Here is a 12,557-nt window from a genome sequence, read left to right on the forward strand (position 1 = left end):
CACATCACCTATAAATTTTCTATAATATTATTTTTTGCTTTTCACCATAAAGTGGGGTTGACTGCCACCCTGCTAGCATACTTTGTAAGTGCTGCTTCTTTTACATAGAGTAAAGTTTCCTTTGAACTCAGGTGTGTTGATTAGCCTTTATTTTACAGATGATAGGAAAACCTTGTCCATTTCCGTTGCGGGAGACGCTTTCCGCTGAAGTCGTACCCTCCACGCCACTGAACAAGTAAAGGCTCTAAAAGAAAGTGTTTGCTTGCAACACACGCTAAGCACATCAGGTTGTTCTATGACATTATATCTATGCGATAGTAGCAACGCCTTTGTGACCAGGATCTTATCTTTTAATTACTATTTGAAAAAATATCAACCATATCTTTTAGTGATGAGCATATTGTTATTGTTTTTCGTTATTTTCACTATCATATCATACCTAGATAGTGTAAAAACAATAGGATTTAGAAAATTACAATTACAAGCAATATGATAATTAAGAAAGTCAGAAAAAATATTGCTTTTACATAGTAGCGTAAAAATAAATGAAATGAAAGTAAAAAATAGATAACGAAATTAAATAAAAATAAAAATTGAAATTCGAAAGTTTGGGTGGTACGATAAAAACAGAAAAACAAAAACAATCTGAAAAATGAAAACGCTTTTTTATAATGGGAGGATGAAATACATGTGTTCAAATCAAGTAGTAGACAAAGTGACAAAATCTATTGACAATATCCCAACAAAAATGAAAGCAGTTGTTGCCTATGAACCTGGTGATTATCGTTTAGAGGAAGTAGCTGTTCCAAAGATTGGGGAAGGTGAAATTTTAATAAAGGTAGAAGCATGTGGCATTTGTGCAGGTGATGTAAAAGCATTTGACGGTGCGCCAAGCTTTTGGGGCGATGAAGATCAGCCCGCATACATTAAAGCACCAATGATTCCTGGTCATGAGTTTATCGGTCATATTGTAGCAATTGGTGAAAATGTAGATGGTGATTTTGAACTCGGTGATCGTGTAATTTCAGAACAAATAGTTCCTTGTGAGAAATGTCGCTTTTGTAAGCGTGGTCAATATTGGATGTGTCAAAAGCATGATCTATATGGTTTCCAAAACAATGTTAATGGTGGTATGGCTGAGTATATGAAATTTACAAAGGAGGGCATTAATTACCATGTTCCAAATGAGTTACCAATTGAAAAAGCCATTCTTATTGAGCCATATGCCTGTTCATATCATGCTGTTCAACGTGCACAAATTGAATTAGAAGATGTTGTTGTATTAGCAGGTGCTGGAACATTAGGGCTTGGCATGATTGGTGCGATAAAAAAATCAGGTCCAGGAAAATTAATTGTTCTTGATTTATTTGAGGATCGTTTAGCATTAGCAAAACAATTTGGTGCAGATATAGTACTAAATCCTGCGAAAGATGATGTTTATGGCATTATTGATGAATTAACCGATGGCTATGGTTGTGATGTATATATTGAAGCAACAGGTGCACAAAAATCTGTCGAGCAGGGTTTAAAATTAATTCGTAAATTAGGGCGTTTCGTTGAATTTAGTGTGTTTAAAGACCCAGTAACAGTGGATTGGTCTATTATTTCAGACCGTAAAGAGTTGGATGTATTAGGTTCACATTTAGGGCCGTACTGCTATGAGCCTGTTATCAAAGGAATTATGAATGGAGATTTACCAACAGAGGGCGTTGTGACACATATGCTACCTCTTGAAGAGTTTGAAAAAGGGTTTGAGCTAGTGAAAAATGGACGGGAATCATTAAAAGTAGTACTAAACCCAAATTTATAGGCCGATAAACGCTAGACAAGGGGGGATATTATGCAATCAAATTTACAGGCGACATCAGTTGGTAAGCTAGGAATGGATAAAAAAATGTTTATGGGTTATTTAGGCGTCCTGATATTTATGATTGGGGATGGTTTAGAACAAGGTTGGCTTTCAACCTATTTAACCCAAAATGGAATGACTGTACAGGAGGTCGCTACATTACTTAGTTTTTATGGTATTGCTGTAGCTATAGCTTCTTGGCTTTCAGGTGTGTTAGCAGAAATTTATGGTCCTAGAAAAATGATGATTATAGGATTGAGTTTATTTGTTTTAGGAACGTTGATTTTCTTATTAATAGGTATTACAACGATGAATTTATCTATTATGCTTCCTACATATGCATTACGTGGGCTAGGCTATCCATTATTTGCGTATTCATTTTTAGTATGGATTACGTACTATGCTCCAATTGAGCGATTAGGAACAGCAGTTGGTTGGTTCTGGGTATCATTTGCAGGTGGTCTAAATATGCTAGGGGCCTATTATTCAAGTTTTGCACTACCATTTTTAGGCGAGATGATGACGCTTTGGAGTGCATTGATTTTTACAGCAATCGGTGCAGTTTTTGGTATTATCCTTTGCAAACCTGAAGTACAAAAAACAAATTTAACAATTAAAGAAGCAATGAAGCAAATGACAAAAGGCATCACGATTGCATTTGAAAAGCCACGTGTAGGTCTTGGTGGCATTGTTCGTGCTATTAATACATCTGGTGCATATGGATTAGTAGTCTTTTTGCCTGCCTATATGATTGATGCTGGATTTACGATGTCACAATGGCTACAAATTTATGGGGCTCTATGGGCAAGCAATGTTATTTTCAATTTAATTTGGGGTGCAGTGGCCGATAAAATTGGCTGGCAGCGTACTGTTATGTGGATCGGTGGTTTAGGTTGTGCAGTGTTTATGGCAGGTCTTTATTATGTGCCGTATTTCCTTGGTGCTAACTATCTGATGACAATTATTGTGGCTATGTGCTTCGGCTCCTGTTTAGCGGCGTATGTCCCACTTTCTGCATTAGTGCCATCATTAGCACCAGAAAACCGTGGAGCAGCAATGTCTATTCTTAACTTGGGTGCTGGTTTAAGCACATTTCTCGGTCCAGCAGTTGCAGGTGCTTTAATCGGTGGTTTTGGTGCTGTTGGTGTTATTTGGGCATATGTTACTATGCATATTATAAGTGCTGGGTTGATGATATTTGTTCGTCTGCCAAAAGGCTCTAAACAAACCGATATACCGAAAGAGGTAGTAACAGGACATTGATAAAAAGGATATTCGAAAAGAATATCCTTTTTATATAATTAAAAACGAAAATAAACGAAAATGAACGAAAATAAAAATTGACAAACGAAAATCTGTGTGTGAGAATAATATTATATTTATCAGAAAATACCAAATATATATAGATGACAAGTAGGAGGAAATTGTATAATGAAAATTGGTTTAGGTTCAGACCATAATGCACATCATTTGAAACAAGTTTTGCAACAATATATTACCGAAGAATTAGGTCATGAAGTGATTGATTATGGTTCAAAAGACAATTGTACAGAAATTGATTACCCAGGTGTTGCGTTCACAGTAGGCACAGCTATTATGAACAATCAATTAGATCGAGGCATTTTAGTGTGTGGTACAGGGCTAGGTATGGCGATTGCGGCATGTAAAGTACCAGGGATTCGTGCAGCAACAACACATGATGTTTATTCAGCGGAACGAGCTTGTAAAAGTAACGACGCACAAATTATTACTTTAGGTGAAAAAGTAATTGGCATAGAAGCAGCAAAAAAAGTAGTAGAAATCTATTTGAATTCGGCTTTTCCAGGTGGTAATTCCGCGCGTAAAGTACAACAAATTATGAACCAAGAACAAAGTTATATTGATGGGGGTGTACATAGATAATGAAAAAATTAATGAATGATCCTGCAAATGTTGTGGATGAAATGATTGAAGGCTATGTAAAAGCCTTTCCAAATTATGTACAGCAATTAGCAGAAAATAAACGTGCTTTAGTTGCTGTTCGTGAAGAAAGCCAAAAAGTGGGTGTTTTAATTGGTGGTGGCTCAGGTCATGAGCCTGCTTTTATGGGTTATGTAGGATATGGGATGGCAGATGGTGTAGCTGTAGGGAATATTTTTGCTTCTCCTTCCCCAGATCCAATTGTTGAGGTAACGAAAAAAATTGATAATGGACAAGGTGTTGTCTATATTTATGGAAATTATGCAGGTGATTTAATGAATTTCGGAATGGCAGCAGAGCTTGCCGATTTAGAGGAAGATATTACTGTAGAATGTGTCATTGTAACAGATGATGTTGCATCCGCACCAAAGGAAGAACAGCACAAACGTCGAGGTATTGCAGGTGAGTTTTTCGTGACGAAAGCTGCTGGGGCTGCCTCTGAAAAGGGCTATAGTTTAGAAGAGGTTGTGCGTGTTGCGAATAAAATGAACGATGTGACACGTACAATGGGTGTTGGTCTTTCACCGTGCTCACTACCACAAACAGGTCAGCCAAGCTTTGAATTAGAAGCGGATGAGATGGAAATTGGTTTAGGACATCATGGAGAACCAGGTATTGAAAAAGGTAAACTTCAAACGGCTGACGAGGTTGTAGATAGATTGGTAGATGCTATTTTAGAAGATATGCCAATTGAAAGCGGTAACAAAGTAGCTGTATTAGTAAATGGTTTAGGCTCAACAACGAATATGGAACTATATATTTTATTCCGTCGTGTTGAACAAATTTTAACAGCAAAAAATATTCACATTCATCGTTCATTTGTGGGAAATTATAGCACATCTTTAGAAATGGGTGGTGCATCTATATCCATTGCACAATTAGATGACGAGCTGATGGAAGTCATTGATTTTGCAGCAGATTGTCCAATGTATGTACAGCGATAGGGAGGAAGCGAGATGGAAGTCACGGTAACACAATTTAAACAGTTTTTATTGAAAATAGTGGATATGATTGAAGAACAAAAAGATTATTTATGTGAGCTTGACCGTAAATTAGGTGATGGTGATCATGGTGTCACAATGTCTATTGGCTGGCAAGCTGTTAAAGAACAACTAGAAGGGCCTTTAGCTGAGGAAGAGGACTGTGTCAAAGTAAGTTCAACTGCTGGTCGTACATTTTTAAGTGCGGTTGGTTCATCCGTTGGTCCATTATATGCAACAGGCTTTATGCGTGGGGCGAAAGCCATAAAAGGTAAAGATATGTTAAATGATGAAGCATGGAAAGATTTTTGGGTTGCCTTTGTAGATGGAGTACAGGAGCGTGGGCAAGCAGAGTTAGGCGATAAAACGATGATGGATGCACTTATTCCAGCGCGTGAAACATTAATTGCTGAATTTAATAAGGATGGAGATTTTCCTGTAGCCTTTGAAAAAGCTGTTGCTGCTGCTAAAGAAGGTGCTGAATCAACGAAAGATTTATTGTCAAAACGAGGTCGTTCAAGCCGCTTAGGTGAACGTTCCATTGGCGTGCAAGATCCTGGTGCTACATCAGCAGCATTAATTATGGAGCAATTTTTATACATCGCACAAAATACGATGCGTGTATAACTAAAAATAGCATTCATCCGCTTTAAATGATGTTTTCGGACATGCCTTTTTTAGGGTGAGTGTTTTTTATTGCCTTTTTTGAAAGGAATGATGAAAATGACTGTACAAATTAAGCATTTTGCAAATGATTTTATGAAAGTAACACAGATGGCAGCGCTGAACGCCTATCCGTGGATTGGACGTGGCAATAAGATAGCGGCTGATGGTGCAGGAACAAATGCGATGCGAAATGAACTGAACCAATTACCATTGGATATTACAGTTGTCATTGGTGAAGGTGAAATGGATGAAGCACCGATGCTTTATATTGGAGAAAAGCTTGGAACAGGAGAAGCTTTGCATGTTGATATTGCAGTAGATCCAATTGAAGGCACTACATTAGTAGCAAAAGGTATGAATGATGCAATGGCAGTGATGGCTGTAGCACCACAAGGAACATTACTTCATGCACCTGATATGTATATGAAAAAAATGGCTTGCGGACCTCAAGCGAAAGGGGCGATTTGTTTAACGGATTCTTTAAAAGAAAATATGCATCGTGTAGCAAAGGCATTACATAAGCCTGTACGTGCATTAACGGTGATGATTCAAGATCGTCCACGTCATCAGCAATGGATTGAGGATGTATTAGAGGAAGGAGCTAAGGTCAAGCTTTTTGCCGAAGTCGATATTACAGGCGTTTTAGCAACATCATTAGAGCAATGTGACGTTGATTTGTTTATTGGTATTGGTGGTGCACCAGAAGGGGTTATTGCTGCAGCGGCACAAAAAGGATTTGGTGGTGACTTTTTAGGTCAATTGATGCCAGAGACAGAGGAGGAATATGCCCGCTGTGTCAAAATGGGTATCAAAGACCCTCATCAAATTTGGACATTGGATGAACTTGTTCAAACAGATGATTGTTTATTTACTGCAACAGGTGTCACGGATGGCTTTATTTTAAAGGGGGTTATGCAACAGCAAGCGATAATGCATTCATATAGTTTAGTTGTTGCCCCAAATCATAGACAGTTTGTTGAAGCAAAACATGAAGAAAATGAGATTTTAGTAACGGCTAATTAGCAATCACGCTTCTATTGAAATCGTATATAAGGGTGTAGCGAAGGGGGGAGCTTACATAGTATCTCCTGTTGAAAAGCAGGGTGCAGTCCATAAAGAAGCTGTATAGTTAATCAATAAATTCGGCGCATCCGCACCAGGTGAATTAGTCATCGAGAAATATGGCTTTACAGTCGAAAACGTTGTAGCAAAAGTAAAAGCACTATAAGCTACATAAAAATACCGCAACACAGCGTGACTTTACATCACGCTGCTATGTTGCGGTATTTTTTTATTGTTTTTCTTGCTAGTTACCCATAAACTAAGACACTGCACAATCACGATACTAATAAAAAGATTAAAGCTTTTTGCACTACCACCAATCCCTAGCTCATCAGCAATAATGCCAGAAAACCAAAGAAGCTGTGCGGCTACAATACTAGTTAAAGTACCAAAAAGAGTACATACCCAAACAGGCACTTTTTTCAGCAAAACGATGATAAGCAGTACAATGGAGAACAGCAGCAATACAATAAAAACAGGGTCCAATAATGCAAAAGCATTATTTTTAATAAAGTGCTGATACGTAAAACGACTATCCATGAAAGCTCCCCTTTTATAAATACTAACGTACCAAACGATAAAAAGTTCTATCTAACAAAACGTACTATCAAGATTATTTTGACTTCTCATTTCATAGTATCAATTTTGCTAAATCTCATCGAATATATATAGGCATGGTTAAACTAGTATATGGTAAGAAGCCTAAAAAATTTTACGAGTATTGCGATCAAATTTATTGGTGGTGAGGAGAGTACGATTTAGTTGCTAGTCTGACCACTTGGGATTCGTCTTGTTCTCTATATAGTAAGTTTAGAAGTATTGAAGCGCAAAGACCTACTGCTTTAATCCCTTTTCATCTTGGGGGAGTATAGGATAAGATAAATCAATGGGTGTCTGTTGCAAGGACGTTTTCTACGCAGGATCATCCATTTATTTTGGCTCATACTAAAATAAATGGATGATTAGTTGGTAAGATTTCTGTTGAAAGATCGCCATGTCCTCAAAGCGCAATGGATAGATGGTTATTTCGCTAGCCCATTTTGGAAGGCGTAGACGACGGCTTGAGTACGATCTTGAACTTCTAGCTTTGCTAAAATATTACTAACATGTGTTTTTACTGTTTTCAAGGCAATATATAGCTCATCAGCGATTTCCTGATTGGCTTTACCCTGGGCCATTAGCAATAATACTTCCATTTCACGTTCAGTCAATTGTTCGTATAGTGGCGTACTATTGCCGTGGCGCATGCGGTGCATCATTTTGGAAGTGACCTCTGGCTCTAATACCGTTTCGCCACCCATCGTTTTTCGAATAGCATCTGCAATTTGTTTGGCATTAGATGTTTTTAAAATATAGCTTACCGCGCCAGCCTCTAAGGCAGGATATACTTTATCATCATCTAAAAAGCTAGTCACCATCATGATTTTTGCCTCAGGCCATGCTGCTAATATTTCCACTGTTGCCTCTGCTCCTGTCATAACAGGCATCACATTATCCATTAAAATAATATCAGGCCTTAGCGCTAGGGCACGTTCCACAGCTTCTTTACCGTTCTCAGCCTCACCTACAACCGTAATATCTGGCTGTGCTGAAAGATAGGCTGACACACCAATCCGTACCATTTCATGATCATCCACTATGAGCACTTGTATCATCGACATTGACCTCCTCTTTTTGTAAAGGAATTTTAACCTCTACAATTGTTCCTTCACCAGGCACTGATACAATTTTATAGGTGCAGCCAATTTCAACTGCTCGTTCAGCTATATTTTGTAAGCCGTACGACGTTGATTTATCAGCCTCCACATCAAAGCCTAACCCATTATCCTGAATTCGTAAAATAGCTAAGTCGTCTCTTGCCACAAGCAGTAATTCGACCTCACTTGCTTTGGCATGACGAAGCGTATTGGAGAGGGCTTCCTGTGCAATACGAAATAAATGATCTTCCTCTGCTTTCGTTAAGGCCATTTCCTCTAGCTCGTATTCAATATGGAAATAAACTTTTTGCTGAAGCTCAATAATCAATTCCTCTAAGCCTTGTGCCAAAGTTTTATTGTGTAGAGCTACAGGCCGTAAGTGTAGCAGTAATGCACGCATTTCTAGCTGTGCCTGCTGAACGATTTTCTCCACCTGTTTTAAGCTAGTAGCATGTTCGTCATTTTCAGTTAATGCGGATAGTAACATAGAGGCAGCAAATAGTTGCTGTGACACAGAGTCATGTAGTTCTCTAGCTAGACGTTGGCGTTCAGCAATAATACGCTCCTGAATTATCTTATCATTGGCCTCAGCCCGTTCATTAGACAAACGCTGTAAACTTTTACGTTGTGTATCGATTAATTCACTCGTTTGGACAAGTGCCTTTTTTAACGACTTCGGAAGAGCTTGTTTTTGAGGAAAAACAAAATCAGGCTCGATTAATTGTTTCACTATTCGTGTTGCCTGCGCTTCTCGTGCCCTTGCAGTCATACTGATCCAGCTGGCAAACAGGAAGCTAAGTATAAACAGGCTAACTATGATGATGCCACCTAGAGGGATATTATCGTAATTCTGCTGCCATAAGGGCTCCCATGTTTTTTCATCAGGATTGCCCCATAGTGCAACAAGAAGACCGAAAACAGCACTCATTAAAATAAAAAATAATGTAAATAATCTTGAGATAAAGGCAATCATTTTCGTAGCACCTCCAAATCTCCAAGCCAGGTTGCGACATGAATAATCAATACACGTTTAGCATCCTCAGGGTTGCCATCGGAGAAAGTAATACTTTCATTTAATATACGTTGTGGCCCGACATGTAAGCAGGAAAGCTCACCAAATAACGTCGTATACTGTAAACGGAATGGAATTTCATAAGGAATATAAATTTGAACTTTACCGATACCTTGTCGAATTGTAATTAAACTAGTGCCAGCTGGTAAGATCGTTTGCGTTGTATCGATGGTAATATCTCCTGCAAGGCGCTGAATTTGTACATCTTGCCATTTATATGCTTCTGTAGGCGCTGGCATTGTGCCAATTAAGTCATTTTTAGTCGCAGGGAGCTTTTCAAAAAGCTCAGCACCAACTACTTTTGGCTCGTTTTCTCTTTGTAAGTATTGATAGAGCATATATAAGAGCATGATGACGATAAATAAACGTAAGCTCCACATCGTGAACAAAGCAATGGCAATAAAGAAAATTCCTGTCCATTTAAAAAATCGAACTTTTTTGGAAAAACTTAAATAAAGAAGTACAGCCCCAATCAATAAACAGAAGGCACCACCGTTATTAAAAATAGTTAGCTCCACGAAGACGAGTAAAAAGAAGCAAAGTACCCAAAATGTGAGCTTATTTGTTGTGAAATTTTGCAAGAGGGTCACCCTTCCTTCTAGAAATTGATGTGAGAAGCTGAACTTCTCTACAAGTTTCATGCGTTAATATTTTTCAAGCATTTTTTTCAATGTGTCATTTATTAGTGTGACATCAAGTTTGTTTGGATAGTGAGCAGAGTGTTGTAATGTGATAAACTCCTTGCTGTTTGGTGCATCTAAAATCTCGTAATATTGTTTAGATAATTCATAATTTGCCTGTTTATCATATATTCCATGAATAAGATAAACAGGGATTTCTATAGTTTTAACAGTTTCAAAAAAATTAGTAAGGATAATTTCTTTTTTTAATTCCTTGCTTTCGATAAGACTAAATTGGGGACCAGAAATAAATGCATGATAAATATCTTGTAAAGAATAGTCAGGTGAAGTGAAAGCCCCTTTGATTAAATTAAAAAGGTTCACCTTTTCTATGGTATCATCAGAATAATTCATTCCTTTATATTGATTGATAAGTTTACTAAACTGGTCTTCATCTTCTTCAAGATAGGGTTTTTTATCAAAACTCTCCAAAATTCTAAGAGTTTTCTCATCGTCAATTGCTTGAGCTTCGTTCTTTAGCCACTCATAACCAAGTTCCTGTCCCTTTGTTGGATTCGTTAATTGCGAAATGCCTAGATAAGCGTGAAACTTTTCGGGATATTGAGCTATTAATTGTGTTCCGATTACTGTTCCAAAAGATTGCCCAATGATAAAGATCTTTTCCTGTTTGTAATGTACTCTTATAAAATCCACAATACTATTAGCATCTTCTGTGAATTGAACTAAGTTCATTGTGTTTAATGATAAGTTTTTATTATAACTTTTACCAGAACCCCGTTGATCATAAAATACGGCTACGCAGTTCTCGGTAATCTCAGGAAACAGCGTTCTAGCACTTACCCCATATGGAAATGGGGAGCCAGGGCCACCATGAAGGAATAAACAAAATGGTCTTTCTTTATCTTGCCCCTCTACTAGTATAAATTGTTTATCTCCATTTACAGTTATTTCTTTTAGTTCACTAATACCACCATTTTCAATAATGGCCGTACTTTGTTGCTTTATCTGTTGTTGAACAATGGAACGATAACACAATAAACAGATTGAAAGTACGAGGAGAAAAATTAAAGCAAAAAGGCAGATTTTAATCATATGATGGACCCACTTTTTAATTTTCATCTTAGTAATTTCCTTTTCCAGTATTAATCGCTAATACAATACCCAAATCAAGGTAACTACAAATATCAATAAACCACCAAGGAAAAATGCTATTGAAAAATCTGTTGCATTGAATCTTTTGTTATTTGGAAGAGAGAAGGTCCTATAAATGTAGATTACTTTTCTTCAAAGAAATGGGATGCTTCCTAAATAGAGGCATCCCTTATCTCTTTATATTATACCATGTTATTTATTTTCAATTAGCAGTGGTGAGCTATCTTCTACTGCTTTTTTTTCTAATTCTGCGAGTCTTGCCTCAAAAGTTGTGAGCTCATGATCTTTATCGATTTGATAAGCTAATTTATCGATATACGCTTCTAAATCTTCAAAGTTTGTTTTATTGTTTTTGGCGATCATTCCATCCATTTGATGATGGGCGCGAGTTACATTTTCTTTCCCCATCAGCTGTAATTGACGCACTTTCATATCTTTAATTTTATGCTTCATTGTTTCAAATTTACGCTCAAGCTCGAAGTATTCACGTGTACTTGCTTCAATGCTAGCTTGTAATGTAAGGTTACGGGCTGAATAAGCTGTTACTTCATCCGTAGCGAAATCAATTAAGTCCTGCTCTCCGCTCGTTTTTGCTAGTGCCAATTGAGATTCACGTTTAGCAAGTAAATCCGCGTTCTCTTTATATTCTTGCTCTAGTTTTTCTTTTAATTGCCCTTGTCGCTCTAATAATTTGCCTGTTTGTTCCGTTTGCTTTTCTGCTTCACGAATGTATTGATTTAACATCGCAATCGGATTTTTTTGTTCCTTCTTATCAAATAATTGATGTAAGTCTGCCTCTACTGTATATCTAAAACGTTGAAATAAGTTCATTTAAATTCGCTCCTTTTATTTTGTTAAGTTTGACCATTCTTTTTCAAAGTTTGTAAACGGATCTTCTTCTTTTTTTTCTTCAATTGTTGGGATTTTTACATCTTCACCATTCCATTTTTTATAGATAACATAGATAATGGCGATTGCTGCAAGACCAACCATTGCTGGAATGTTGGACACTGCTGATAGGACACCGATTAGACCAACTGTAAACCAGAAAATTTTACCGAATGTTGACTTACTAGCAATGTAGAAGTGCATGCCCAGTGCTACAAATAGTCCGGAGAATAATAATCCTGCCAGTGGTCCGATTAACGCAAGTGCAACACATGCTGCAATGACGCCTCCAGTTAATAAAAGAAATTTTTTCATTTGTTTTAGCTCCTTTCGTTTGTACCTTTATGTTACCTGTTTACAAGATTGTCTAAAACGGACTCGAAATTGATTTTGTACTAGGTCTCGAGGCTGAGATTCATCTAAGCAGCCACAATAGAAGGTTTTTGGCGTGCTAAACAAGCGGTTTTTTCTTATTTTTTGGAAAAATATTATTTATTCTTGGATATAATTACCATTTGTCATAAAGTCATTTATAGATCCGAAACTAGAATTTTTTCGACAAAAATAGAAGAGAGATCCCTCCTTCGTTTG

Annotated in this window: 13 protein-coding genes; 6 read left to right on the forward strand and 7 right to left on the reverse strand. The window is 37.3% G+C overall.

Features of this window, described 5'->3' with window-relative positions:
• Positions 1-688: 688 nt before the first annotated feature.
• From MHB40_RS06290 to glpX, 6 genes are all read left to right on the forward strand, one after another.
• The gene (locus tag MHB40_RS06290; protein WP_259419261.1) at positions 689-1,810 is read left to right on the forward strand and encodes an alcohol dehydrogenase catalytic domain-containing protein; all 1,122 of its coding nucleotides are present in this window, start codon (positions 689-691) and stop codon (positions 1,808-1,810) included.
• Positions 1,811-1,840: 30 nt separating this feature from the next.
• Complete coding sequence (locus MHB40_RS06295) at positions 1,841-3,112, forward strand: MFS transporter (RefSeq protein WP_259419260.1); 1,272 nt, start codon at positions 1,841-1,843, stop codon at positions 3,110-3,112.
• A gap of 168 nt (positions 3,113-3,280) precedes the next feature.
• Positions 3,281-3,751 (forward strand): RpiB/LacA/LacB family sugar-phosphate isomerase, encoded by a 471-nt coding sequence (locus tag MHB40_RS06300; protein ID WP_259419259.1) that lies wholly within the window; start codon positions 3,281-3,283, stop codon positions 3,749-3,751.
• Entirely contained in the window at positions 3,751-4,752 is a 1,002-nt protein-coding gene (locus MHB40_RS06305; RefSeq protein WP_342442779.1) for a dihydroxyacetone kinase subunit DhaK, read from the forward strand. Before MHB40_RS06300 ends, MHB40_RS06305 begins: the two co-directional genes overlap by 1 nt.
• 12 nt (positions 4,753-4,764) lie before the next feature.
• Positions 4,765-5,415 (forward strand): dihydroxyacetone kinase subunit DhaL, encoded by a 651-nt coding sequence (gene dhaL, locus MHB40_RS06310; RefSeq protein ID WP_259419257.1) that lies wholly within the window; start codon positions 4,765-4,767, stop codon positions 5,413-5,415.
• Positions 5,416-5,511: 96 nt separating this feature from the next.
• Entirely contained in the window at positions 5,512-6,477 is a 966-nt protein-coding gene (gene glpX / locus MHB40_RS06315) for a class II fructose-bisphosphatase (protein ID WP_259419256.1), read from the forward strand.
• A 237-nt stretch (positions 6,478-6,714) separates the two neighbouring features.
• Here glpX and MHB40_RS06320 read toward each other — a convergent pair whose 3' ends face one another.
• The 7 genes from MHB40_RS06320 to MHB40_RS06350 form a co-directional block, all read right to left on the reverse strand.
• Positions 6,715-7,056, reverse strand: a complete 342-nt coding sequence (locus MHB40_RS06320; protein ID WP_259419255.1) for a hypothetical protein — start codon at positions 7,054-7,056, stop codon at positions 6,715-6,717.
• Positions 7,057-7,538: 482 nt separating this feature from the next.
• Complete coding sequence (locus tag MHB40_RS06325) at positions 7,539-8,171, reverse strand: response regulator transcription factor (RefSeq protein WP_009370700.1); 633 nt, start codon at positions 8,169-8,171, stop codon at positions 7,539-7,541.
• Positions 8,146-9,186, reverse strand: a complete 1,041-nt coding sequence (locus tag MHB40_RS06330; protein ID WP_342442780.1) for a sensor histidine kinase — start codon at positions 9,184-9,186, stop codon at positions 8,146-8,148. Before MHB40_RS06330 ends, MHB40_RS06325 begins: the two co-directional genes overlap by 26 nt.
• Positions 9,183-9,866, reverse strand: coding sequence for a cell wall-active antibiotics response protein LiaF (gene liaF, locus MHB40_RS06335; protein ID WP_342442781.1), 684 nt, complete (start codon positions 9,864-9,866; stop codon positions 9,183-9,185). Before liaF ends, MHB40_RS06330 begins: the two co-directional genes overlap by 4 nt.
• Before the next feature lie 63 nt (positions 9,867-9,929).
• Entirely contained in the window at positions 9,930-11,045 is a 1,116-nt protein-coding gene (locus MHB40_RS06340) for an alpha/beta hydrolase (RefSeq protein WP_342442782.1), read from the reverse strand.
• Positions 11,046-11,270: 225 nt separating this feature from the next.
• Positions 11,271-11,909 carry a PspA/IM30 family protein gene (locus MHB40_RS06345; RefSeq protein ID WP_342442783.1) on the reverse strand — a complete coding sequence of 213 codons (639 nt, stop codon included), beginning with the start codon at positions 11,907-11,909 and terminating at the stop codon, positions 11,271-11,273.
• A gap of 15 nt (positions 11,910-11,924) precedes the next feature.
• Positions 11,925-12,281, reverse strand: a complete 357-nt coding sequence (locus MHB40_RS06350; RefSeq protein ID WP_205442107.1) for an ABC transporter permease — start codon at positions 12,279-12,281, stop codon at positions 11,925-11,927.
• Positions 12,282-12,557 lie beyond the last annotated feature (276 nt).

Origin of the sequence: Lysinibacillus sp. FSL K6-0057 (genome assembly GCF_038630885.1) — a bacterium.
GTDB lineage: Bacteria > Bacillota > Bacilli > Bacillales_A > Planococcaceae > Lysinibacillus > Lysinibacillus fusiformis_F.